Source organism: Kitasatospora sp. NEAU-69 (assembly GCF_057158765.1).
Genome location: NZ_JBWXUE010000008.1, coordinates 1 through 24,507 on the forward strand (window position 1 = coordinate 1; position 24,507 = coordinate 24,507).

Consider the following 24,507-nt stretch of genomic DNA (forward strand, 5'->3'; position numbering starts at 1 on the left):
TCTCCTTCGCCGATTCGCGGGTGCGCGCGGAGACGGTGGCCGCCGAGACCGTGCTGCACGACGAGGGCGTGATCAGCATCTTCTCCTCCGACTCCCAGGCCATGGGCCGCATCGGCGAGTCCTTCGCGAGGGCGTTCCAGACCGCCCACCACTGCAAGGACCAGCGCGGCAAGCTGGGCGGCGACAGCGAACGCCACGACAACTTCCGGGTGTTGCGCTACCTGGCCAAGCTGACCATCAACCCGGCGATCGCCGCCGGTACCGCCGACTACATCGGCTCGCTGGAGCCGGGCAAGCTCGCCGACATCGTGCTGTGGCCGATCAACTCCTTCGGCGCCAAGCCCAAGTTGGTGATCAAGGGCGGCATGGTCAACTGGGCGCTGATGGGCGACCCCAACGCCTCGCTGCCCACCACCCAGCCGATCTACTACCGCCCGATGTACGGCGCCTACGGCCGCGCCCGACAGGCCACCCGCGTCTCCTTCATGTCCCAGGCCGCCATCGACCGCGGGGTGCCGACCGAACTCGGCCTGGAGAGCCGGGTGCTGCCGGTTCGGCACTGCCGGACGGTGGGCAAGCAGCACATGGTGCGCAACGACGCGCTGCCCCGGATCGAGGTCGACCCGGAGACGTACCAGGTGACGCTGGACGGCGAACCGGCCACCATCGCGCCGGCCGAAACCCTGCCGCTCAACCACCTCTTCTACCTCGCATGACCGCCACCCTCGACGCACTGCTGGTCAGCCTCCAACTCACCGACTCCGCGTTCCCCAGCGGCCTCTACACCCTCTCCCACAGCCTGGAGGGCTTCCGACAGGCCGGGCAGGTCGACCAGCACAGCATGCCCGCACTACTCACCGACCTCCTGCGCCACTCGGTCGGCCCGGCCGACGCCACCGCACTCGCCATCGCCAACCGGGCCGCCACCAAAGGGGACTGGGACACCGTCGTCGAGATCGACCAACGGCTGCACGCCAGCAAGCTCAACCGCGAGCTGCGGCTGGCCGCCACCCGGACCGGACGGCAGATGCTGGACACGGCGCAACTCGCGCTGGGCGGCGCCGCCCTGGACCGCTTCGCGGAGCTGGTGGCAGCGAAGCGGACGCCCTGTTGTCAGGCGGTCGCGGCCGGCGTAGCGTACGCGGCCGGCGGCGTGGGCGCCGAACAGGCGGTGGCCGGCGACCTGTTCGCGTTCGCCGTCAGTTTCACCGGAGCCGCACTGCGGTTGCGGCTGACCGACCACCGCCGTGCCCAGATCACGCTGCGGGCGATCGCCCCGGTGATCAAGGAGGTCACCGAGGCCGCACTGCACCGGGAGGCGGCCGACCTCGGCGGCTGCGTACCGCTCGCCGACGTCATGTCGGGCCGCCACGAGCGCGCCGAGGCAAGGATGTTCGCGTCCTGACGGCAGTCAGATCAGTCGGAACGCATCGAGAGAGAAGGCAGGACATGACGGACGACGTGCTGCGGGTCGGCGTGGCCGGACCGGTGGGCTCCGGCAAGACGGCGCTGATCGAGGCCCTGGTGCCGGTGCTGATCGCCCGGGGCCGGCGCCCGGCGGTCATCACCAACGACATCTACACCCAGGAGGACGCGCAGCACGTGCGCCGCAACCTGGCCGGGCTGCTCGACCCGGCCAAGGTGGTCGGGGTGGAGACCGGCGCCTGTCCGCACACCGCCGTCCGCGACGACCCGACCATGAACCTGGCCGCCGGCGCCGAACTCCTGGAGCGTTTCCCGGACGTTGACACGCTGCTCTACGAGTCGGGCGGCGACAACCTCACGCTGACCTTCAGTCCGGTGCTGGTGGACATGTTCTTCTTCGTGTTGGACACCGCCGAGGGCGAGAAGATGCCCCGCAAGCGCGGCCCGGGCATCACCGACTCCGACGTCCTGATCATCAACAAGATCGACATCGCCCGGTACGTCCGCTGCGACCTCGACGTGATGACCGCCGACGCCGACCGGGTGCGCGAGGGCCGCCCGGTGGTGCTCACCAACAGCCTGACCGGCGACGGCCTCGACCGGGTCGCCGACCTGCTGGAGTCCTACCGCAAGGTCCCGGCGTGACCACAGTGGCGAGGCTGGCCCCGGCCCACTACGAGCCCGCGCGCGTCCCCGGCGCCGTGCTGCGGCACGCCGGCCGGCCGTCGGCGCTCGGGGTCGGCCGGCCGGGCAAGATCGGCCTGCTGGAGCTGGGCTTCGAGCAGGTCGGCGGGCGGACCGAACTGGTCACCCACTACCAGAAGTCGCCGCTGCAGATCATGCGTCCGCTCTACTTCGACCCGGCCCGGCCGGACCTGGCGATCACGTACCTGATGTCCACCGGCGGCGGCATCGTGCAGGCCGACCGCCTCCGGCTCGACCTGCACTGCGGCGCCGGCACCGCCGTCCACCTCACCACCCAGGCCGCCACCAAGCTGCACCGGATGGACACCGACTACGCCACCCAGCAGGTCTTCCTCACCGCGGCGGAGGACAGCTACGTCGAGTACCTGCCCGAGCCGACCATCCCGCACCGCGGCTCGCGGTTCTACCAGCGCACGGTGATCACCGCCGACCCGACCGCGACCGTGCTCGCCGGGGAGACCGTGCTGGCCGGCCGGCTGGCGCACGGCGAGCGCAACGCGTACCAGGTGTTCGCCGCCGACCTGGAGTGGCGCCGGCCGGGCGGCCGGCTCTTCGCGCTGGACACCGTCCGCCTGGAGCCCGCCGGCTCCGGGGTCACCGGCCCCGCCGTGCTGGCGGGGCACGATCTGGTGTCCACCTTCTACGCCGTCACCCCGCTGGCACCCGCCGACGAGGTCGCCGACGTCCTGCACCAGGCGCTCGACGGCTGCGGCCTGCTGTACGGCGTGAGCGTGCTGCCCGAGGACACCGGCGCCTGGCTGCGCGTGCTCGGCAGCGACCCGCCGGCCGTCAGCGCGGCGGTCCGCCAAGCCTGGGACGCCGTCCGCAGGTTGCTGATCGGCGCACCGGCCCCGGCGCTGCGCAAGTCCTGACCGCCGGCCTCCGAGTGGTGCGCTGGAAATGGGGCAACCCCAGCCGATGCACGGCTGGGGTTGCGTTCGGGCAGTGAGTGTCACCCGTGGATCAGGCTGGTCAGCGTTGCAGGGTCAGGACGCCCGGCCGCCAGGGCAGTTGGTCGTACGAGCCGGTCGCGGTGGGGGACTTGCCCTGGTAGAGGAACTGCAGGTTGCAGGGGTCGATGGTCATGGTCTGGTCGGGGTTGTTGCGGATCAGGTCGCCGTGGCTGATGTCGTTGGTCCAGGTGGCGCCGCTGTTGGCCTTGCCCGCAAAGGGGTTGCTCTCGCTGCCGGCCTGCGGGGTCCACGCGCCGCTCAGGCTGGAGGCCGTGAAGGAGCGGAAGTAGCGCCCGCCGCTGCCCTGTGCCTCGACGATCATGAGGTACTGGTTCTGGTCCTTGACCTTGTAGACCTGCGGCGCCTCGAACAGGTTGTTCGGCGTGTCGTGCATGACCGTCGTGTAGGACGAGCCGAAGTTGCCCGGGAAGTTCCCGATCGGCATGCTCGCCCGGTAGATGTTGCCGTTGTCACCGGCGAAGAACAGGTACATGTTCTGGCCGTCGGCGATCAGGGTCTGGTCGATCGGGCCGGTGCCGGAGCCCGGGATGCTGCCGGTGAACAGCGGCTGCGGCGCGGACCAGCCGTTGGGGTTGGTGGGGTCGCTCGACGTGCGGTAGATGAACGGCCACTGACCCCACTGGTACGCCAGCACCCAGATGTTCTTGGGCGCGAAGTAGAACAGCGTGGGCGCCACCGCGGCCTGGGCCATCCCGGTCTGGCCGGCCGAGGCCATGTCCGACCAGTTCGTGAAGGGACTGAACATCATCGAACCGTATGACGACCCCGACACGTTCGAGGCGTAGACCAGGTGCTTGCCGTTGTACACCACGTCGGTGAAGTCCTTCACCGACGCCCAGCCGTTCGCCGGCTGCGCGAGCGCACCCGTCGAGGACCAGTGGTACGTCGACGGCAGCGCGCACGTGCCGCCGCCCGTCGACGCGGGCGAGCTGAGGTTCCAGTGCTGGTTGGCGCCGCCGGTGGCGTCCCAGACGCGGACGGGAGCGCCGTTGGCGGTCTGACCGCCGGGGATCTCCAGCGCCCGGCCGCTGGCGAGGTTGGTCAGCGTGTAGGAGCCGTCGCCGTTCCGGGTGGCCTTCCAGTGCTGGTTGGCGCCGCCGTTGGAGTCCCAGACCTGCATCTTCGTGCCGTTGCCGGTCTGGTTGCCCGGCTCGTCCAGGACCCGGCCACTGGCGAGGTTGGTCAGCGTGTAGGAACCGTCGCCGTTCCGGGTGGCCTTCCACTGCTGGTTGGCGGCGCTGCTGGCGTCCCACACCTGGAGCGGGGTGCCGTTGCCGTTCTGCCCCGCGTACTCGTCGAGAACGCGTCCGGCGGCCGCGTCGGAGAGCGTGTAGACGCTGCCGGAGCTGATGCCCGGCGTGCCCCCGCTCGGTGTGCCGCCACCCGGGGTGCCGCCGCCGGCGCTGCTCAGAGTGGTGAGTACCGCGTTGTAGGCGGGCTTCTTGTTGCCGTTGCCGTCGAACAGCAGCGGGTTCTCGCCGGTGCGCCAGGAGTCGCTGTCGCGGATGCCCCACACGGTGATGCCGGTACAGCGAGCGACGTCGAGGCAGTCCTGAACGGCGTTGGTGTACGCAGCGGGAGACGCCTGGGCGATGTCGAGTTCGGTGATCTGGACGTCCACCCCGAGCGCGGCGAAGCTGGCCAGCGTGGTCTGGAAGTTGGCCGGCGGGCCGCCGGCGCCGAAGTGGCTCTGGAAGCCGACACAGTCGATGGGCACGCCGCGGGACTTGAAGTCCTTGACCATGGCGTAGACGCCCTGCGTCTTGGCGTCGGACCAGTTCTCGATGTTGTAGTCGTTGTAGCAGAGCTTGGCCGAAGGGTCGGCGGTCCGGGCGGTGCGGAAGGCCTCCTCGATGAAGCCGTTGCCCAGCACGTTCTGGAAGACCGAGCTGCGGTGGCCGCCGCTGCCGTCGTCGGCGAAGGCCTCGTTGACCACGTCCCAGGCGTAGATCTTGCCCTTGTAGTGGGTCATCTCCTGGGTGATGTGGTTGTCCATCACACTGCGCAGGGTGCTGGCGTCGGTGATGGAGCCGACCCAGCCGGGCAGTTGGGAGTGCCAGACCAGGGTGTGGCCGCGCATCCGCTGGCCGTGCGCGGAGGCCTGGTCGACGATCGAGTCGGCGGGGGCGAAGTTGAACGACCCGCGGGAGGGTTCGGTGGTGTCCCACTTCATCTCGTTCTCCGGGGTGACCATGTTGAATTCCCGGTCGAGAATGCCGGAGTACGTCGAGTCGCCGAGCCTGCCCGTGGACACCGCCGTACCGAAGTAGCGGCCGCTGCCGGCCGCCGCGTCGCCGATCGTGGTCGGTGTGGGGGCCTTCGTCGTGCGTGCGGCCTGGGCGATCAGCGGCACGGAGGCGCCCGCGGCGGCGAGAAGCAGGGCGGCGGCGAGTACGCGGCGGGTTGCCGGACGGCGGCGATGGGAACGGTTCTTGTCAGGCAACGGCATGTCCCTCTGGCGTAGTGGGCCTTGGTCTCGGCCTCGGTTGCCTGTCAGTTGCCGCCACCCGCACGAAGGTTGCCGTGATCGGGGAGGAATTTCCGGTGATCGACTCCGTGTAGCTCAGCCGGTGCTCTTCGTAGGATGGGCGTAGCTCCCCCGGGAGGAACTCGTGCCGGAGGGGCCATGCCGAACCAAGCGAAGCAGCAGCTACTCGGGCGGGCCCGGGAGTTGGAGGCACTGGACCGCCTGCTGCGCGAGGTGCGCGACGGGCGCAGTCGGGTGCTGGTGCTGCGCGGCGAGGCCGGCGTCGGCAAATCGGCGCTGCTCGACCATCTCGCCGGGCAGGCGGCGCAGCTGCAGACGGTACGGGCGGCCGGCGTCGAAGCCGAGTCCGAGTTTGCCTACTCGGCCCTGCAACGCCTGTGCGTCCCGTTGCTGTCGCACCTCGATCGGCTGCCGGCGGTGCAGCAGGAGGCGCTGCGGGTCGCGTTCGGCCTGAGCGCGGGGAACCCGCCCGAGATGCTGCTGGTCGGGCTCGCCGTCCTCGGGCTCTTCGCCGAGGCGGCGGCCCGGTCCCCGCTGGTCTGCCTGGTCGATGACGCGCAGTGGCTGGACCTGATGTCCCATCGGATCCTGGCGTTCGTCGGGCGTCGGCTGGACGCCGAATCGGTGGCCCTGGTGTTCGCCGAGCGGATCACCGGCGGGAGGGAGGAGGCGGGCTTCTCCGGTCTGCCGGACCTTGCCCTGCACGGGTTGGCCGACGCCGACGCCCGGGTGCGGGACCGGATCGTCGCCGAGACCGGCGGAAACCCGCTCGCCCTGCTGGAGTTGCCCCGGGGCCTGTCACCGGCGGAGCTGGCGTTCGGCTTCGGCGGACCAGGGGTCGGCCCGCTGGCGACCCGGATCGAGGACGGCTTCCGCCGGCGCGTCGATGCGATGCCGGCCGACACCCGCGCCCTGCTGCTCGTCGCGGCGGTCGAACCGGTCGGCGACGGACCGCTGTTGTGGCATGCGCTGGCCCTGCTGGGCATCGGGATCGAGGCTGCGGCACCGGCCGAGGCCGCAGGCCTGATCACGCTGGGAGCCCCGGTGCGGTTCCGGCACCCGCTGGTGCGTTCGGCCGTCTGGCGTGGCGCGGATGCCGCCGCCCTGCGCGCGGCGCACCGCGCCCTGGCTGAGGCCACCGATGCCGAGCGCGATCCCGACCGGCGGGCCTGGCACCAGGCCCATGCCGCGGTCGGGCCGGACGAGCCGGTCGCCGCCGCGCTGGAGCGGTCCGCCGGCCGGGCCCTGGCGCGCGGCGGCCGGGCAGCCGCCGCCTCCTTCCTGGAACGGGCCGCCGCGCTCACCCCCGACCGGAAGGAGCGGGCGCGGCGCGCGCTGGCAGCCGTGGGGGCCCACCTCGCCGCAGGCGCGCCGGCTCGCGTGCCCGACCTGCTCGCCGCCGCCGAACTGGGGCCGCTGGACCGGCTGCAGCAGGCCGATGCCAGCCGGCTGCGGGCCAAGGCCTCGGCCATGACCAGTCAAGGGCTGGGCGTGGTGCAGCCGTTGCTCGACGCGGCGGGCCGGCTCAGCGAGCTCGACCCGGCCGCCGCGCGGGAGACCCACCTCGCGGCGTTCGGCGCGGCCATCTGGGCCGGCCGGCACGACGAAGGCGGACTGCGACGGGTCGCCGAGGCCGCTCGCGAGCTGCCGCCCGGCGATGAGCCGGCAGGGGTCCTTCTCCGAGCCCTGGTGGTGTGGACCCTGGACGGCCCGGTGGCCGCTTTCCCGCTGCTGGCGCGGGCGCCGTGCTCCCTCAGGGCAGTGCGCTCCCTCACCGACGACGAGGATCCGGCTCTCCTGTGGCCGGCCGCCGACGCCGCCGTGGAGCTGGGCGATCTCCAGGCGTGGCTGGACATCACCGACCGGGCGGTTCGCTTCGCCCGGACGACGGGCACGCTGTCGATCCTCGCGACGGCGGTGCCCTACCGGGCGGCCGCGCTGGGCTACGCGGGGCGTACCTCCGAGGCCTGGGACCTGCTGGCCGAGGGCGCGGCCGTCGCGGACGCAGCGGGCACGGCGACGCGCCTGGCCACGACAGCCTTGATCAGCGCGTACCGGGGGCGGGAACGACCGGCCCTGGAGCTGATCGAGGAGCTGGAACGCGATGGCGAGCAGCACGGTTTGGGCCGGCTCACAGCCACCGCGGCCTGCGCCCGGGCGGTGCTCCACAACGGCCTGGGCAACTACCCGCTCGCGATGGAAGCCGCCCTCCAGGGCGCCAAATACCAGGACCTCGTCGTGCACCACTGGACGTGCAGCGAGCTGGTCGAGGCGGCGTCCCGGGCCGGCGACCGGGCCGCGGCGGCCCTGGCGCGCGAGCAGCTGGCCGACTGGAGCCGGGCCGGCACGCCCTGGGCGCTGGGCGCGCTGGCCGTCGCCGACGCCCTGACCGGAGCACCCGAACAGGCCGAGGACCACTACCGCGAGGCCGCCGACCACTTCGGCCGGGGCGGACTCGGCGTGCTCGAGACGCGGACCCGGCTGCTGCTCGGCGAATGGCTGCGCCGCCAGAACCGGCGGGCCCAGGCGCGCACCGAGCTGCGCGCGGCGCACGAGGCGGCCGCGGAGATGGGCATCGAGGCGTTCGCGGAACGGGCCCGCCGGGAGCTGCTCGCCACCGGTGAGACCGTCCGCAAGCGGACCCTCGGCGCGCCGGTCCTGACCCCGCAGGAGGCGCAGATAGCCCGGCTCGCGGCCACCGGGCACCCGAACGCGGAGATCGGCGCGCAGTTGTTCCTCAGCCCTCGCACGGTCGAGTGGCACCTGCGCAAGGTCTTCGCCAAGCTGGGGATCTCCTCCCGTCGGGAGATCGCCGGCGCCTTCTCCCATCGATGAATGCCGCGGATCGTCGCCCGCGGCTCTCCCCGGCCGCATCGGTCAACTGACGTCGAGCCTTCTGCCTGGTAGGGCGAGTGCACCCGCAGTCCTGACTCAGCGTCAGTTGACTGATGTGCCCGGGCCGGTGTGCCGAGGACAGTGATGGCGCCACCCCCGAATCCGAGGAGAGATCATGAAACGACGGCTTCTGACGCTCGCGTCGGCTGGTGTCTCGCTGGCGGCGGCCGGTGCCGTATGCGCACTGGCCAGTGCGTCGGCCGGTCCGGTGCCCACCGCGACCCTGGCCGCCGCCAGCCCCGCTTCGTTCGCCTGCACCCCGGCCCGGCTGTCGGCGCCGGACGGCACCACGGTGGAGTCGGTGACCGCGACGGCCGTCCCGGCGGGCACGTTCCAGGTGCCCGGTGCTCCGCCGTTGGGCGGCTACCCGGCGCCCGACGTCCCGGCGCACTGCGAGGTGACGGTCACGCTGACCCACCCGGGTGCGAACGACCACGCCAAGGTGCAGATCTGGCTGCCGCAGTCCGGCTGGAACGGCCGTTTCCAGGCGGACGGCGGCGCCGCCTACGCGGCCGGGAACATCGGCTCCGTGGCCGCGGCGATCAAGCAGGGCTACGCGGCCGCCACCACCGACGCCGGCGTGGACACCAGCGGCTTGGACAGCAGCTGGGCGCTGAACCCCCAAGGCGGGCTCAACGCCGCACTGTTGCGGAACTTCGCCTCGCGCTCGGTTCACGAGATGGCGATCGTCGGCAAGCAGGTCGTTGACGACGTCTACGGCCACGCCGCGTCCTACGCCTACTTCAACGGCTGCTCCACCGGCGGCCGTCAAGGCTACCTGGAGGCCCAGCAGTACCCCACCGACTTCAACGGCATCAACGCCGACGCCCCCGCCGTCAACTGGAACCAGTTCGAAGTGGCCACCCTCTGGCCGCAGGTGGTGATGAACCAGGAGCACACCTACTCCCACCACGTGCGAGTTCAACGCCTTCAACCAGGCCGCGCTGAAGGCCTGCGACAAGCTCGACGGCGTGGTCGACGGCCTGATCAGCGACCCGAACCGCTGCGACTACGACCCGCGCCGCCTGATCGGCACCACGGTCGTGTGCGACGGCAAGCAGTACACGATCACCGCCGCCGATGCCGACGTGGTCCGCAAGATCTGGGACGGCCCGCGCGACGCGTTCGGCAAGCGGCTCTGGTACGGCCTGCCGATCGGCGCCGACTTCAGCTACCTGGCCGCCAGCAAGACCGATCCGAACGGCGTCACCACCGGCTCGCCGTTCATCGTCCCGGCCCAGTGGGTCGCCAACTTCGTGGAGCAGCAGCCTTCGTTCGACACCGCGAACCTCAGCTACGCGCAGTTCGACGAGATCTTCCGGAAGGCCCGCACGGAGTACGACTCGGTCATCGGCACCCGCGATGCGGACCTCTCCGCGTTCCGCAACGCCGGTGGCAAGCTGATCACCTGGCAGGGTGACGCCGACCAACTGATCCCCACCGCGGGCACGGTCGACTACCGCAAGCGCGTCGATGCCCTGATGGGCGACACCAAGAAGGTCGACGGCTTCTACCGCGTCTTCCTGGCGCCCGGAGTCGCGCACTGCGGCCTGAACGGCGGCGGCGTAGACGACCTGGCCGCGCTGACCGCCTGGGTCGAGCACGGCCAGGCCCCGACCGTGCTGCACGCCACCCTGCCCACCGCCGCCGGCCGGACCGTCGCCCGCGACGTGTGCCGCTACCCGATGGTCTCCCGCTACACCGGCCACGGTGACCCGGGCGCCGCGAGCCGCTTCCGCTGCGTCCAGGACTCGCGCGACTGACCGTGCGGGTCACAGGTGGTCGGCGTCCACCACGGCCTGGGCGAACGCCGTGGGCGCCTCCTGCGGTGCATCGTGGCCGATACCGGTGAGCACGCGGTGCTGGTAGGCGCCGGTGAAGAAGTTCCGGTACCCCGTGCCGTCGGTCGTGGCCAGGAACGGGTCGAGCGCGGGGTCCAGGGCGATGGTCGGCACGGTGATGACCGGCCGGGCTGCGAGCAACTGCTCGTAGCGGTCGTAGCGGCGCTCGCCGTCGGCCAGGCCCAGGCGCCAGCGGTAGTTGTGGATCACGATGGCGGCGTAGTCGGGGTTCTCGAACGCGGCGGCCGTGCGCTCGAAGGTGGCGTCGTCGAAGTCCCAGGTCGGGGAGACCTCGTCCCACACCAGGCGGCACAGGTCGTGCCGGTTCTGCTTGGTCTCCATGGCGACGCGGCCGCGGTCGGTGGCGAAGTAGTACTGGTACCACCAGGTGTGTTCGGCCTTCGGCGGCAGCGGGTTCCGCTGCGAAGCGAGGTTGGTGATGAGGTAACCGCTCACCGACACCAGCGCCTTGACCCGCTCCGGCCACAGCGCCGCGATGATGTCGGCGGTCCGCGAGCCCCAGTCGAAGCCGGCCAGCACCGCCTGGTGGATCTTCAGGGCGTCCATCAGGGCGATGATGTCGAGGGCGATCGCGGACTGCTGCGCGTTGCGGGCGGTCGTCGGCGACAGGAAGGTGGTGGCGCCGTGGCCCCGCAGGTACGGCACGATCACCCGGTAGCCGGCGTCCGCCAGCAGCGGCGCCACGTCGACGAAACTGTGGATGTCGTACGGCCAGCCGTGCAGGCAGATGACCACGGGCCCGTGCTTCGGCCCGGCCTCGGCGTAGCCGATGTCGAGCACGCCGGCCTGCACTCGTTTCAGGTCCGAGAACGTGGTGTGCGTGCCCGGGGCGATGGTCGGGATGACCGGGGCCGGGCGGCCGGGGCGGCTGGGCCGGTCGGAAGCGGTTGCGAAGGCCGCAGACGTGTTCGCGGCCGCGGCGACCGACACGGCCGTGGCGCCCGCGCCGAGACCGACCGCCTTGGTGAAGGTACGCCTGTTGATCATGTCTGATCCTTTCCGGAGGCTCACTGGTGCCTCCACTCTTCTTCGGCCATCGGCCGGACACATCAGTCACATGACGTCGAGACAGTCGAAGGGGTACCGAGGCACTGAGGCGCTGAGGCATCGAGGACCTGTGGCATCAGACCTGCGCAAACTCCTCGGCCCGGCTCAGCGCATCGCGCAGCGCCGCGCGGCTCGCGATGCCCAGCTTGGGGAAGACGCGGTACAGGTGCGAGCTGACCGTACGCGGCGACAGCCGCATCCGCCCGCCGATCTCCTTGTTCGTCAGGCCACTGGCGGCCAGGTCGGCGATGCGGCGTTCCTGCCAGGTCAGCGAGGCCACGTTCAGCGTCGAGGCGCGCGGTGGGCCCCCGGTGGCGCGCAGTTCGGCTCGGGCGCGCTCGGTCCAGCCGGCCGCGCCCAGCCGCTCGAGCGCCTCGGCCGCCGGGACCAGGTACTGCCGCGCCGCCGCCCGGCCCCGGACGTGGCGCAGTCGGATGCCGTGGGCCAGCCGGATCCGGGCCAGCTCGAACGGGAAGCGGGCGGCGTCCGGGTGGGATTCGGCCCGAGCGAACATCTCGGCGGCCTCCGGCTCACTCTCCGCGGTCATCGCCAGCGCGCCGTAGGTGATCAGCGCCAGGCGGGGTGACACGAGCGGCAGACCGGCGTCGCGGGCGGCGACGGCATGCGCCCGGGCCTGCTCGACGCGTCCGGTGTGTCGGGCGGCCTCGACGAGGTCGAGCAGGGTGCGCGAGGCCTGGTGCGCACAGGGCCGGAACGTGCCCGGCTGCGTGATGCCGATGGCGTACAGGTACGCGGCCTCGTAGTCACCGCGGCTCAGCGCGGCGGTCGCGCCGGCGGAGTCGGCGACCTGGGTCAGGAAGCCCACTCCGCGCGGGCGGGCCCAGGCGTCCACCTCGGCCTGCAGGTCCCGCGCCCGCCCGACCTGTCCGCGCAGCGCCGCGAGCTGGGCCAGGTACGCGCGGCTCTGGGCGGCGAACAGCCGGTGGCCGTGCCCGGTCGCCAGGTCCAGGCCGCGCCGTCCGGTGTTCTCGGCTGCGGCCCACTCGCCGACAGCCAGCTGGTCGAGCATGATCTGGTGCAGCATGACCATGCCGGTGGCCACCGCCCCGGTCTCCAACTCGCGGTCCACGACGCGCTGTAGGTGCGGGCGGTAGTCGCTCAGGAGGTCGAGGTGGTACGCGGCCGCGCCGAATCGCGTGACGTCCCAGGGCTCCAGGTCCGGCAGGCTCGCGGCGGCTTCTCGCACCGGCCCGGCCCAGACGGCTCCGTACCTGGTCACATCGCTCCAGGTGCCGCTGAAGATCCGCGAGCGTTCGGTGACGAGGCTCCCCAGGGAGGCGAGGAGTTCGTGCGTGCTCTCCCAGACCGCGTGGTCCCCGCTGTACTGACTGATCGCCAGGAGGAGGATCACCAGCCGGGTGAGGATCTCGTCGGGTTCGGCTCTGCCGACAGTGGACAGCGCGGCCGACCCGCCGTCCCGCAGCTTCTCGATCGCGGCCGAGACCTGCCGGTGGGTGGAGCGGACGTCTCCGTCCTGGTAGAGCGCCTGGTAGGCGGCCGCCAGTACCGAGGCCGGCGACCCCGTCGAACCGGGGGCGAGGCCCGCGCGGACCAGCCGGTGCGCCTGGCCGGGGCGGGCGGCGTGAGCGGCGACGAAGGCCGCCTCGGCCAGCCGCCGGGACCGGTCGGTGCGGTTCTCGCTGAGCTCGGCGGCCCGGATGACGCCGTGACCCTCCCGCTCCGCCACCGCGGCGGCGTGGCTCAACAGCGAACTCCTGCCGGCCCCCGCCTCCCCGCGCAGGACGAGAGCCCGACCCGTGGCGGACGTCACGAACGCCACGAGCTCCGCCTGCTCCTCCTCGCGGCCCACCATCGTCGTGGTGATGGACTTCATGCCGCCCCTGCTCCTTCCTGAAATCGCCCTCACCGAACGGCAGTTCCATCAGCGCCCGTCAGCTGCCGAGCCCGGCCGCGCGGGCCAGGTGAGCGGCGTACCACGCCGGCCAATCCGGATCCGGGTGGCCGAGCTCGCCTTCGTACGTGCCGTGGGCGAGCGCCGCGTCGCGCAGCGCCGACTCGAGCTCGTCGGCCGAGCGGTAGGCCACGTGGCCGATCCGCCCGGGGCGCCGCGTGGTGACCTCCTGCAGGACGAAGGTGTTGCCGTCGGGGTCGGCGAACGACGCGAACGAGCCGTACGACTGCCGCGCCGGGTGCGGGCCGGCGACCCGTTCGGCGGCGCCGGCGTGGTGGAAGACCCCGCCGGCGTCGTGGAAGACCTCGCTGACCTCGACCCCGGCGGCCGCCAACTCGGCGCGGGCCGCCACGACGTCGTCCACGATCAGGTGCACACCGCGCTCGGAGCCCGGCGCCGCGTCGGTCACGCCACTGCCGATGACGAGCGACGCGGCCGAACCGGGCGGAGTCAGGTGCACGACCCGGAAGCCGCCGGGGCCGGAGAAATCGACGTCCTCGCGGAACCCGATCCGCGTGTAGAAGTCCTTGGCCCGGTCCACGTCCGAAACCGGGACGACCACGACCTCGATCTTGAATTCCACCATCGTCAGCTCCCGTGCCGCCACGGATGCCGGTCGGCATCCACCGATCACGATCCCGGGACTGCGGGCCCGTCGAGCCCGTGCCGAACCCTGGCCAGTACCCGTGCCATGCCCCGGGCCGGGGCCGACCAGTGTCCGGCACCGGCTCGACGGGCCGCCGCCGCTGACGCCTACCGAAAGCGCGCGAAGGTCAGGGGCGGGCGAGGCGGTGTTCGCCACCGGCGCCCGGGGTGTAGGTCAGGCCGTAGTGCCGGAGGATCGCGCCCTCGTCCTCGGCGGGCAGGACGTCGTCGGCGGCGATCGCGGGACAGTCCTTCACCAGTGCCTTCGCGTGGTTGACCTTCACATAGCCGGGTCCCACGGTCGCCCCGTCCAAGGGGACGAAGACCAGGCGGTGGCGGGCGGGCAGGCCGATCCGGACGGTGGCCATGGACGGCGCGTCGGTGCCGGTGTCGATGTAGATCGCCTCCAGCGTGCCGATCTTGTGGCCGTCCGGGTCGATGACGTCGTGGGTGCGCCATTCGCGGATGTCGCCTACCTGGATCACGGGGACTCCTTCATGTGGCCGCGTGTTCGGGGCCCACATGCTCGGCCGGGGCGCTGACCTGCGGTCTTCTCGACGGGTTCCCTAACAGCGTGCCCCCGTCCCCGGGCGGACACCAGCGCAGCACGGAGCCGGGAACCCCGGTAGCGGGCGCGCGCCGCGCCGAGTGCCGAGGCACTCCGGTCGGCCTGAGCGGTGTCGGACCCGGCGGACCCGGGCAGGCGCACCATGCCGGACAGTGGCCGGCCCCGACCGAGGGGGTGCGATGAACCCGCTGGAACGCACGGTGCGCGCGCTGGACCGGGCGCAGCAGAGACACCCGGCGCCGGCCGTCGTGTTCGGCGTCGTCAAGAAGTACGGAGACGACCGGGGCGGCTACCTGGCTGCGCTGATCACCTACTACGGCTTCCTCTCCCTGCTGCCGCTGATGCTGCTGCTCAGCACGGTCCTGGGCTTCGTCCTGCACGGCCACCCGGGCGCACAGCAGGCAGTGGTCAACTCCGCGCTCGCCGATTTCCCGATCATCGGCTCGCAGCTGCGGGGGAACGTGCACTCCGTCCAAGGCAACGGACTCGCCCTGGCCGTGGGCGTGCTCGGCCTGCTCTACGGCTCGCTCGGCGTCGCTCAGGCCCTCCAGCACGCGATGGCGGAGATCTGGAACGTCCCCGGCGGGCGCCGGCCCGGCTACCTCCCGCGTCTGGCACGGAGCCTGCTGCTCTTCGTCACCCTCGGCACCGGCCTGGCGGCCGGCACCGCGGCCGCGGCCCTGATCGGCACCGCGGTGGGCGGGCTGCCGGCCCGCATCGGCGCCCTCGTGCTCTCCGTCCTGCTCAACATCGCCCTTGTCCTGGTCTGCTTCCGCATTCTCACGCCGAAGGACATCGGGCTGCGCGCCCTGCTGCCGGGAAGCCTGCTGGCCGGCCCCCTGTGGACGGTTCTCCAGACCTTCGGCGGCCTGCTCGTCACCCACCAACTGCGGCATGCCACTCAGATCTACGGGTTCTTCGCCACCGTGATCGGCCTCTTGGCCTGGCTCTCCCTGGGTGCCCAACTCACCGTGTGCGCGGCGGAGGTCAACGTCGTCCTGGCGCGGAGGCTCTGGCCGCGCAGCATCGTGTGACGAGCGAATCGGTGTGGACGGCCCCACCACGGGGGCGGTCACTGCCGATGGGGTGAGTGCTGCGGTCCGAACAGATGACCTATGTATCAGTGGTGTGATTGTCACATTTTCTTCGGGTATGGAGCGTGTTCTTGAGAGAGCCGTCCCCCCGGGAGTGACGCGTGAAGGAAGAAGCAGGGCCTTGTGCTCGCCGCACGTGTGCCCCGGGGGGTCTGCTGCGTCGGGTTGCGGTGGTGGTGTCCGGGGCTCTGGCAGTGGTGGGTGTCGGCTTGGCGCCAGGCGGCCCGGCCGCCGCATTGGGTGCCGATGGCTGCGCGGGCGAGAGCGGTGGGCTGGCGGCTCGTCAGAGTGTCGTCGCAGCTTCGGACGCCGCCGGTCCCGCGCAGGTGATCACGGTGGCGAATCGCGGGAGTGCGCCGATCCGCGGCCTGGCCCTGCTGGCCGCGCCCTCCACGGGTGTGGCCGGGCCGGCCGAGGGCCGTCAGGAGGCTGAGGAGGCCGAGGGGGCGTCAGGTTCCGGTGGCCTTCTGTGGGAGGGGGACCTTTCGCCGGGGCGGGAGGTGACCGTTACGCGCCCGACGGCCGCGCCTGCGGTGGGGGCCGGCCCGGTCGCCGAGGTCCTCGCCCGGACGGCTCGGTGCAGCGCCTGGTTGCCGCTGTCGGGCCGGCTGTCGGGCCGGTCGTCAGGCGCTACCGGGGCCAAGGCCCTGGGGTCTTCGTCGCGCCTGCAGACGCTGGGGCGGATCTCCGGTGGACGGGTCGCCCCGGGGGAGACGTTCAGGTACACGATCACGGTGATCAATCACGGTCCGTCGGCAGCCAGGCAGGTCATGGTGACCGACCGGCTCCCGAGGCCTCTCTCCTTCGTGTCGTCCGCCGACGGTTGCACGGCACGCGGGCAGACGGTCAGCTGCGGCCCGCTGCCCGTGCTCGCGCCTCTCGCGACGGCGTCATGGGTCATCACGGTGCGTCTGGACCCGGCGTATCCCGGTGATGGATCGGACATCGCGAACCAGGCCACCGTCGTCGCGGCCACGCCCGACCCGTCTCCCGGCAACAACACCGGCCCGCATCCCGGCGCCGGCCTGCCGGGTGGCACGGTGACCGGGCCGACAGCGGATCTGACGATCACCAAGAGGCCGTCAGGGACGGGCCCGGTGGCGCCCGGTCAGGCATTCGACTACCTGATCACCGTGGTCAACCACGGCCCCTCGCAAGCGAAGGACGTCACGGTCATCGACCATCTGCCGCCTGCTCTGAGCTTCGTCGCCTCGTCGGCCGGGTGCACCGGAGCGGTCGGCGACTACGGCGCCACCGTGACCTGTCCGAGCGTCGGGAACCTCGATCCGTCCGCCTCGAAGGCGTTCCCCGTCACGGTCAGGCTCGACCCCGCCTACGCCGATGACGGGTCGGACGTGGTCAACCGCGCCTCGGTGAACTCCAGCACCATCGAGCCGATCCCGGGCCACAACACCGTCTCGGTCACCGGCCTGCCGAACCCCGATGCGAGCATCGAGCCCGGCGCCCCGGAATCGGACCTCACCATCAGCGCCGAGGACGCCGCAGCCGTTCACCCGGGCGAGCAGAGCACCGGCCGTTTCACCCTCACCAACCTGGGGCCCTCCACCAGGCGCAAGCCCGCCTCGGTGACGGTCACCATGCCGGAGAACACGACGGTCCCCAGTGCCGGTCTTCCTGTGGGGTGTGTCGCCTTGGATGCCGGGCGGCAGATGCGTTGCACCATCGATCCGCAGCCGCACCTGGCGGGCGGTACCGGGGACGCGCCGCTGTCGGTCAGCTTCCCGCTGCTGGTCGCACCGTCCGCCCCGCCGGACAGCGTGCTGAGCGGCGGGGCGGCCGTCGTGCGCAACCCCGAGGAGGACAATCCCGCCAACGACTCCGCCACCTGGACGGCTTCCACCCTGGCCGGGAGCGCCGATCTGGAGACCACCAAGAGGGCGGTCCTGCCGGTGGGGCGGTCGGCTGTCGAGCCGGGCGACGTGTTCAGCTACCGCGTCGGGGTGGCCAACCACGGTCCGTCCGACGCGAGTGCGGTGACGGTCACCGACCCGCTGCCCGGACCGCTGTCGTTCGTCTCGTCGCCGCAGGGGTGCACCGCCGAGGGCCGTACCGTCACCTGCCGCTCCGCCGGATCGCTGCCCGCGGGAGAGACAGCGGTGTTCGACATCACCGTGCGTCTGGCGGCCGCCTTCGAGGGCACCGGCGCGGACGTCGACAACATCGCCACCGCGACATCGCAGACAGCCGACCCCGTGCCGGGCAACAACTCCAACCGGCCCGGTACCACCGGTCCCGACGGCGGCCCGCTTCCCATCACGGTCCCGCCGACGCCGACGCCGACCCCCACACCGACCCCGACCCCGACGCCGACCACGGCCCCGATCCCGACGCCGACCACGCCCGTACCCCCGGTGCCCGGTGGGGGACAGTTGCCCGGCACCGGCAGCTCCCTGCCCGGATGGCTGCCGCCGGCCGCAGCCGCGGCACTCCTCGCCGGGGTGTGCAGCCTGGCGCTGTCGGGGAGAAGACGCCGGAGCGCCCGCCGCCACTACCGGGGTCGGTCGTGACCCGGCCGCCCGGATCCCGGACCGGCCGTCAAGGAACGCCCACCGCAGCCGACACGCCGTCACCGCCCGGGGCTCGGCCGGGCCGCCACCGGCTGCACAGCCCGGCCGGCACACCGTCACGCCGCCGCCCGCTGCGAGCCCTGACCGCAGGCGTCCTGACCGCAGTCATCCTGGCCGCGACCATGCCGGCCGGCGCCGCCACCTCGGCAGCCGGGCGCGCGACCGGTCCCGTGCCTGAGCGGCCGCACGGCGCCTCGTCGCACCGGGCGGCCCTCGCCTTCCCGGTGCACGAGACCTTCGACTCCGCCACCAACAGCGGGACCACGTCCGGCCCGGTGACCTTCGACAACGGCTGGATGCGCCTGACCAGCACCGCCGCCAGCCAGACCGGCTCGTGGGAGATGACCGACAGCTTCCCGGCGGACCTGGGCATCATCGCCGAGTTCCAGTACGCCACCTGGGGCGGGACCGCCTTCGACGGCAAGCGCGGCGACGGTATGGCCTTCTTCCTAGCCGACGGCGCCGCCGCCCGTGGGACGGGCGCGCTCGGCGGGGCCCTCGGCTACGCGTGCAGCGGGACCTCGACCACGTGCAGCACCAACGGCGTGCCCGGAGCGTTCCTGGGCGTCGGCCTCGACGAGTTCGGCAACTTCTCGTCCTCCTCGATCGGCAACGGCGGACCAGGCGCGGCCGCGAACAACATCGTGCTGCGCGGTGGCGGCGACAAGACCACCGGATACCGCTTCGGCAAGGGCGTCGCCGGCCCCGGTGGATCGGTCGAGACCGGCAGCCGGGAGAAGCTGCGCACCGTCCGGATCTCCATCCTGCCCCGTGGCGGCAAGCTGCTGCTCTCCCTCTGGTCCGACACCGGACCGGGCACCACCTCGACACAGATGATCACCGACTTCGACGTCTCGACGATCACCAGTCAGCCGAAGCTGCCTGCCACGCTCAAGGTCGGCTTCTCCGCCGGCACCGGTGGGGCGACCAACAACCACGACATCGCCGACCTCACGATCAACGTCCCGGCCAATTTGTCGGTCACCATGACCGGCGCACCCGCCACCGTCCGCGCGGGCGCCGACCAGGTGACCTACACGGCCGTCGTGTCCAACGACGCCACCAACGACGTCACGGGCGCCGTCGTGCGCGACACCGTGCCCGCGCTGACCGGCGTCTCCTGGACCTGCACGGCGACCACGGGAAGCGCGTGCGGGCAGGCCTCCGGCACCGGCAACACGCTCAACACCACCGCCAACCTCAAACGCAGCGGCACCGCCACGTACACCATCACGGGCACCGCCCCCGCCTCACCGACCACGATCAGCAACACCATCACCGTCACACCACCGACGGACCGCACCAACCTGAACTCCGCCAACTCCGCCACCGTCACCACCGCCGTCACAGCGGGCCCCGCCGACATCTCCACCGGCAAGGAGGCCGTCGGCCAGGGACCGGTGGTCCCGGGACAGACATTCGATTACAAGATCACCACCACCAATCTCGGACCGGCCGACACCACCAACGCCGCCATGACGGATCTCCTCCCCAGCCCGCTGCTGTACGTCTCCTCCTCGTCGGGGTGCACAGCCGGCGGCCGGAAGATCACCTGCGGCCCTGTTGCGCGCATGCGGGTGGGGGAGAGCGCCTCCTGGACCGTCACGGTCCGCCTCGACCCGGCCTACACGGGCAACGGCAGCGATGTGCTGAACACCGCGACCTCCACCTCGGACGCCACCGATCCGAACCCCGGCAACAACACCAGCGCCGCCGTCGGACCACCGGGCGGTGTGGCCGCCGCGCAGGCCGACCTGTCCGCCGTGAAGAAGCCGGTCGGCACCACGCCGATCGCTCCAGGGGAGACCTTCGACTACCAGGTGACGGTCTCCAACGCCGGCCCGTCGCAGGCGGTGGACGTCAAAGCCGTCGACCCGCTCCCGGCGATGCTGTCGTTCGTGTCCTCCACGGACAGCTGCAGTTCTTCGGGCTCCTCCGTGACGTGCAAGAGCTCCGCTCCCCTCGCGCCGGGCACGTCCAGGACGTGGCTGTTCACCGTGCGGCTCGACCCCGGCTACCAGGGCAACGGCGCGGACGTCCGCAACACGGCGACGGCGAGCTCCGCCACCAACGACCCCAACCCCGCGAACAACACGAGCCCGCCCGCCGGGTTACCCGGTGGCACGGTGAAGCCCCCCGAAGCCGACCTGGAGCTGGGCAAGAAGACCCCCTGATGCCAGGACACAGCGTCCGGACACGAAAGCAGGAACCGATGCGCACGACGAGAACCACCGGCCGGCGCCGGTCGGCACGGGAGCTGACGGTGGTCATGCTGGCCACGGTCATGTCCCTGTGGCCGGTTGCCACGTCCCACGCCCGGCCGGCCGTAACGCCGGGTGAGACGTTCACCTACACGCTGACCACGAAGAACAAGGGCCCCTCGCTCGCGCGCAACGTCATGACGCGCGACACCCTGCCGGCCGGCATCACCTTCGTCTCCTCCGACGACGGGTGCACCGCGGTGGGGCAGAAGGTCACCTGCGGCCCGGCGGACCTGACGGTCGGCACCACAAAGACCTGGACCATTCTCGTGCGGCTGAGCCCCTCCTACGAGGGCGACGGCTCCGACCTTGGCAACGTTGCCACGACGACCTCCGATGCCCTCGACCCGGCCCCGGGCAACAACTCCAACCCGCCCGTTCGACCACAGGGTCCCTTCGACCGCAAGGCGCACCTGTCCACCACCAAGACGGGTGTGGGAGCGGGCCCCGTGGTCCCCGGCCGGCAGTTCGAGTACGAGATCACCACGAAGAACAACGGCCCGTCCGACGCGCCCAACGCGATGGCCATCGACAAACTGCCCGCCGCACTCACGTTCGTCTCCTCGGCCGACGGATGCACCGCCACCGACCAGACCGTGACCTGCGGTCCCGTCAAGACGCTGCCGGCCGGCGCCTCCAAGGCGTGGAAGATCAAGGTCCAGCTGGCCTCGTCCTACCGGGGAGACGGCACCGATGTGAAGAACACCGCGACCTCCAAGTCCGATGCGGTCGACCCCGACCCCTCCAACAGCACCAGCAAGCCCGCCGACCCGCCGGGAGGGGTGGCCAGTCCCGAAGCCGACCTGTCGGTCGTCAAGCTGGCCACCACCGACACCCCGGTCGCCCCCGGCGAGACCTTCGACTACCGGATCACCACGACGAACAACGGCCCCTCCGACGCGACATCCGTCACGGCGACCGACAAGCTGCCGGCGATGCTGAGCTTCGTCTCCTCCCCGGACGGCTGCACCGCGACCGGAGCCACCGTCACCTGCGGACCCCAGGCCGGCATCGCCGCCGGCGACTCCCTGGCCTGGACGATCAAGGTCAAGATCGACTCCGGCTACCGCGGCGACGGATCCGACATCCTCAACACCGCCACGGTGAACTCCGCCACCCTGGACCCCGACCCCGGCAACAACACCAGCGCCCCGGCCGGCCCTCCCGGCGCCAAGACCAATCCGCCGACCGCAGATCTGGCCATCACCAAGAAGGCCGTCGGCACCACGCCCCCCGTCCCGGGCACGACCTTCGATTACCTGATCACGATCGTCAACAACGGCCCCTCCGCTGACGCCTACAAGGTCACCCTCGCCGACAAGCTGCCCAAGGAACTGAGCTACGTCTCCTCGACCCCCGCCGGGTGCACCGAGACCGGCAGCGTCGTCTCCTGCACGCGCGCCACCCCGATGAAGGTCGGCGAGAGCGACCAGTACATCCTGACCGTCAGACTCGACCCCTCCTACCGGGGCGACGGCACCGATCTGAAGAACACCGCCAAGGTCACCGCCGACAACGTCGACCCCATCACCGACAACGACAGCTCCACCGCCGGCCTGCCGGGTAACAAGGCCGGCACACCGAGCGCCGACATCTCCACCACCAAGGAGACCGTCACCACGACGCCGGTCGCGCCCGGTGAAACGTTCCAGTACGCGATCACCGCCACCGACAACGGCCCCTCCGAAGCCGTCAACGTGATGGTCCGCGACACCATCCCCGCGCAACTGACCTTCGTGGACTCCGCCGACGGCTGCACCGCTGCCGGCCGGAGCGTCACCTGCGGACGTGTCCCGATCGCCTCCGGTACCTCCCACCGATGGGTGTTCACCGTCCAGCTCGACCCGGCCTACCTCGGCAACGGCGCCGACATCCGCAACGTCGCCACCGCGAGCTCCGACACCTACGACCCCAACCTCGACAACAACACCAGCAGCCCCGCCGGACCTCCCGGAAACACCGTCAGGCTCCCCGAGGCGGACCTCCAGATCGACAAGAAGCCGTCCCCCTGACAGCCCGCCCCACACGACCGGCCCTGGCCCCTCTGGATCTCCACAGGGGCCAGGACCTCGGAGAGGCTCCTGGCCACGGTGTACCGGCTAGGGCCTGTCCGGGCTCGCCGCCGCGGCCAGCAGGCGGTGGCCCAGCTCGGTGCAGCTGTGCCGCACGGCGCGGCCGGCCCGCGCGGTGCTGACCAGGCCCGCCCGGCGCAGCGCCCGGGCGTGCTCGGAGGCGGAGGCGAGCCCGATGCCCAGGCCCTGGGCCAGTTGGCTGGTCGTCGGCTCACGCAGCGTCATCCGCAGTACGGCGGCCCGGGTGCGGCCGAGCAGCACGGCCACCGGGTCGTCGGGATCGGAGCCGGGAGCCGGGTCGGTCTCGGCCAGGTAGGGGAGCGGGGTGAGGGCCGGGTACACCAGCACCAGGCCCTGCGGGTAGTGCCCGACCAGGGGCGGGCCGGTCCACTGTGCCGACGGGAGCAGCATCAGCCCGGCCCCGTCCGGATGCACGTCGTAGTCGCTGCCGCGCGGGATCTCCAGGGTGCTGCCGCGCCACCGGCTGCCCGGGCACAGGCTCGCCAGCATCCCGCGCAGCCCCTGCTCGCGCTGCAGCCGGGTGCGCCAGGCGAGGTCGGCCTCGTAGCCCGCCCGCAGGCGCGGCCAGTTCGGGCCGAGCAGTGCCTGGTGGCTTGCCCGCAGCGCGCTCTCCAGGTGCTGCCAGGCCTGCTGGTCCTGCGTGGCGAGCCGGCGCAGCAGCGGAGTGGTGGGCAGCCCGGCGGTGCACACCCGGGTCAGCTCGGAGCGGACCTGCGCGGCGGGGGAGCGGCGCACCAGCTCCACGCCGTCGTCCAGGCCGGCGCTCATCGGGTCCAGGAAGAGCGGCCCCGCACCGGTCGGCGGCACCAGCTCGCGCAGCGGCGCCAGCGCGGCCGCGGCGCCGGTCGCGGTGACCGACCGGCGCCACCGGGCGAACCCCGGATCGGGGCCGGGGCGCTGCAGCATCGCGACGGCCAGGCTGAGCTCCATCAGCGGGGCCGGCCCGTCGGCGAACCGGACGCCGAGCAGGTCCTCGGCGGTGAAGTGGATCCGCAGCACCCCGTGCACCTCCGTGAGCGCTCGGGCCGGAGGTTTCGGCTGTCGCCGAAAGCTTCGCGCCGGCTGTCCCTGCCGTCCGACCATAGCCAGTGCGCGGCCGGCCCGACAGGGGGGAACGGCCCATCAACTCCGGGAGCTGCCATGCCCGTCCGCCCGAACCGGCCCACACGTCCGGCGCTCGCAGTGCTCGCATCGCTCGCATCGCTTGCGGCGGCCGCGCTGCTGCTCGGCGCACCCGCCGCGCAGGCCGCCGCGGCGCCCGGCAGTGCGACGGGCGGTGCGCCCGGCGGTGCGACGGGCGGCTGGCAGCCGTACCGGAGCACACCGCAGGACCTGCCGGCCGGGACGGTCTGCCCGTTCCACCTCTACGTCGGGGTCCTGGCCGACGGGGAGGAGACCAAGACCGCCGCCCGCTACCCCGACGGCTCGCCGCGGAAGGTGCTGTTCCGCGGCCCGCTGGTGCTGCGCTACACCAACGTGGACACCGGCCGCAGCGTGGACCGCGACCAGAGCGGGTTCGGCACGCTCACCTACCGCGCGGACGGCAGCCGGCTCTGGGTGATCCCGCGCGACTCGCACCTCAGCGCGGAGATCCACCCCGGCGACCCCTACCACGCCGCCGGGGACTACCTGTTCACCGGCGGCGTCCGGCTGCTGATCCACTCCGACGGCGCGCGCCAGGTCCTGGTGCAGCACCAGGTCGAGGACCTCTGCCGGACGCTCGGCTGAGCCACCGCCGGCTCTGCCCGTCACGGGGGTGCGGGCGGAGCCGACGGCCCGCGCCCAGCGGCACGGGCGGGTAGTCGCCAGGGCGAGCGCCCCGGCGGGCGGCACCGGCCCGGCCTGCCAGAGACGCCGGGGGCGAACACCCGGGCCGCCGCCGATAGCCGCGCCACCGCGCGGGCCGGGGGTACGTCGCAGGTCGGGCAC

General features: G+C 72.2%; 16 protein-coding genes and 1 pseudogene. 11 read left to right on the forward strand and 6 right to left on the reverse strand.

The window, feature by feature from the left end:
- The 4 genes from AC060L_RS11290 to AC060L_RS11305 all read left to right on the forward strand — a co-directional run.
- On the forward strand, positions 1-716 hold a 716-nt coding region (locus AC060L_RS11290), incomplete at its 5' end, for an amidohydrolase family protein (RefSeq protein ID WP_483798510.1).
- Positions 713-1,405 (forward strand): urease accessory protein UreF, encoded by a 693-nt coding sequence (locus AC060L_RS11295; protein ID WP_483798511.1) that lies wholly within the window; start codon positions 713-715, stop codon positions 1,403-1,405. The genes AC060L_RS11290 and AC060L_RS11295, both read left to right, overlap by 4 nt.
- A 44-nt stretch (positions 1,406-1,449) precedes the next feature.
- Complete coding sequence (gene ureG, locus AC060L_RS11300; protein WP_483798512.1) at positions 1,450-2,070, forward strand: urease accessory protein UreG; 621 nt, start codon at positions 1,450-1,452, stop codon at positions 2,068-2,070.
- Positions 2,067-3,002 (forward strand): urease accessory protein UreD, encoded by a 936-nt coding sequence (locus tag AC060L_RS11305; protein ID WP_483798513.1) that lies wholly within the window; start codon positions 2,067-2,069, stop codon positions 3,000-3,002. Before ureG ends, AC060L_RS11305 begins: the two co-directional genes overlap by 4 nt.
- Positions 3,003-3,102: 100 nt before the next feature.
- On the opposite strand, the gene AC060L_RS11310 is transcribed toward AC060L_RS11305, so the two are convergent.
- On the reverse strand, positions 3,103-5,553 hold the full coding sequence (locus tag AC060L_RS11310) for a non-reducing end alpha-L-arabinofuranosidase family hydrolase (protein WP_483798514.1): 2,451 nt from the start codon (positions 5,551-5,553) through the stop codon (positions 3,103-3,105).
- Between the two features lie 177 nt (positions 5,554-5,730).
- Between AC060L_RS11310 and AC060L_RS11315 the strand changes: the two genes are divergently transcribed.
- Both AC060L_RS11315 and AC060L_RS11320 read left to right on the forward strand, forming a co-directional pair.
- Positions 5,731-8,427: an AAA family ATPase gene (locus tag AC060L_RS11315; RefSeq protein ID WP_483798515.1), complete on the forward strand. Its 2,697-nt coding sequence runs from the start codon at positions 5,731-5,733 to the stop codon at positions 8,425-8,427.
- A gap of 175 nt (positions 8,428-8,602) precedes the next feature.
- Positions 8,603-10,250 (forward strand): annotated as a pseudogene (locus tag AC060L_RS11320) (tannase/feruloyl esterase family alpha/beta hydrolase).
- A 9-nt stretch (positions 10,251-10,259) separates the two neighbouring features.
- Here AC060L_RS11320 and AC060L_RS11325 read toward each other — a convergent pair.
- The 4 genes from AC060L_RS11325 to AC060L_RS11340 form a co-directional block, all read right to left on the reverse strand.
- Positions 10,260-11,336 carry an alpha/beta fold hydrolase gene (locus AC060L_RS11325; protein ID WP_483798516.1) on the reverse strand — a complete coding sequence of 359 codons (1,077 nt, stop codon included), beginning with the start codon at positions 11,334-11,336 and terminating at the stop codon, positions 10,260-10,262.
- Between the two features lie 136 nt (positions 11,337-11,472).
- Positions 11,473-13,251 (reverse strand): LuxR C-terminal-related transcriptional regulator, encoded by a 1,779-nt coding sequence (locus tag AC060L_RS11330; RefSeq protein WP_483798517.1) that lies wholly within the window; start codon positions 13,249-13,251, stop codon positions 11,473-11,475.
- Positions 13,252-13,309: 58 nt separating this feature from the next.
- Positions 13,310-13,915: a VOC family protein gene (locus AC060L_RS11335; RefSeq protein WP_483798518.1), complete on the reverse strand. Its 606-nt coding sequence runs from the start codon at positions 13,913-13,915 to the stop codon at positions 13,310-13,312.
- A 187-nt stretch (positions 13,916-14,102) separates the two neighbouring features.
- A complete protein-coding gene (locus AC060L_RS11340; RefSeq protein WP_483798519.1) occupies positions 14,103-14,459 on the reverse strand; it encodes a PRC-barrel domain-containing protein in 357 nt (118 codons plus the stop codon).
- A 262-nt stretch (positions 14,460-14,721) separates the two neighbouring features.
- On the opposite strand from AC060L_RS11340, the gene AC060L_RS11345 reads away from it, so the two are divergent.
- The 4 genes from AC060L_RS11345 to AC060L_RS11360 all read left to right on the forward strand — a co-directional run bounded on the left by AC060L_RS11345 (position 14,722) and on the right by AC060L_RS11360 (position 22,497).
- The gene (locus tag AC060L_RS11345; protein WP_483798520.1) at positions 14,722-15,576 is read left to right on the forward strand and encodes a YihY/virulence factor BrkB family protein; all 855 of its coding nucleotides are present in this window, start codon (positions 14,722-14,724) and stop codon (positions 15,574-15,576) included.
- 593 nt (positions 15,577-16,169) lie between these two features.
- Positions 16,170-18,164: a hypothetical protein gene (locus AC060L_RS11350; RefSeq protein ID WP_483798718.1), complete on the forward strand. Its 1,995-nt coding sequence runs from the start codon at positions 16,170-16,172 to the stop codon at positions 18,162-18,164.
- Positions 18,161-20,398, forward strand: coding sequence for a hypothetical protein (locus AC060L_RS11355; protein WP_483798521.1), 2,238 nt, complete (start codon positions 18,161-18,163; stop codon positions 20,396-20,398). Before AC060L_RS11350 ends, AC060L_RS11355 begins: the two co-directional genes overlap by 4 nt.
- Before the next feature lie 38 nt (positions 20,399-20,436).
- Positions 20,437-22,497, forward strand: coding sequence for a DUF11 domain-containing protein (locus AC060L_RS11360; protein ID WP_483798522.1), 2,061 nt, complete (start codon positions 20,437-20,439; stop codon positions 22,495-22,497).
- 87 nt (positions 22,498-22,584) lie between these two features.
- Here AC060L_RS11360 and AC060L_RS11365 read toward each other — a convergent pair whose 3' ends face one another.
- Positions 22,585-23,577: an ArsR/SmtB family transcription factor gene (locus AC060L_RS11365; protein ID WP_483798523.1), complete on the reverse strand. Its 993-nt coding sequence runs from the start codon at positions 23,575-23,577 to the stop codon at positions 22,585-22,587.
- Positions 23,578-23,718: 141 nt separating this feature from the next.
- On the opposite strand from AC060L_RS11365, the gene AC060L_RS11370 reads away from it, so the two are divergent.
- Complete coding sequence (locus AC060L_RS11370) at positions 23,719-24,306, forward strand: hypothetical protein (RefSeq protein ID WP_483798524.1); 588 nt, start codon at positions 23,719-23,721, stop codon at positions 24,304-24,306.
- Positions 24,307-24,507 lie beyond the last annotated feature (201 nt).

What these genes read in the sequence shown, in the direction of transcription:
- ureG (WP_483798512.1), top strand. Translation starts at nt 1,450, where the DNA reads ATGACGGACGACGTGCTGCGGGTCGGCGTGGCCGGACCGGTGGGCTCC.
- AC060L_RS11315 (WP_483798515.1), top strand. Translation starts at nt 5,731, where the DNA reads ATGCCGAACCAAGCGAAGCAGCAGCTACTCGGGCGGGCCCGGGAGTTG.
- AC060L_RS11295 (WP_483798511.1), top strand. Translation starts at nt 713, where the DNA reads ATGACCGCCACCCTCGACGCACTGCTGGTCAGCCTCCAACTCACCGAC.
- AC060L_RS11360 (WP_483798522.1), top strand. Translation starts at nt 20,437, where the DNA reads ATGCGCACGACGAGAACCACCGGCCGGCGCCGGTCGGCACGGGAGCTG.
- AC060L_RS11310 (WP_483798514.1), bottom strand. Translation starts at nt 5,553, where the DNA reads ATGCCGTTGCCTGACAAGAACCGTTCCCATCGCCGCCGTCCGGCAACC.
- AC060L_RS11345 (WP_483798520.1), top strand. Translation starts at nt 14,722, where the DNA reads ATGAACCCGCTGGAACGCACGGTGCGCGCGCTGGACCGGGCGCAGCAG.
- AC060L_RS11330 (WP_483798517.1), bottom strand. Translation starts at nt 13,251, where the DNA reads ATGAAGTCCATCACCACGACGATGGTGGGCCGCGAGGAGGAGCAGGCG.
- AC060L_RS11325 (WP_483798516.1), bottom strand. Translation starts at nt 11,336, where the DNA reads ATGATCAACAGGCGTACCTTCACCAAGGCGGTCGGTCTCGGCGCGGGC.
- AC060L_RS11370 (WP_483798524.1), top strand. Translation starts at nt 23,719, where the DNA reads ATGCCCGTCCGCCCGAACCGGCCCACACGTCCGGCGCTCGCAGTGCTC.
- AC060L_RS11335 (WP_483798518.1), bottom strand. Translation starts at nt 13,915, where the DNA reads ATGGTGGAATTCAAGATCGAGGTCGTGGTCGTCCCGGTTTCGGACGTG.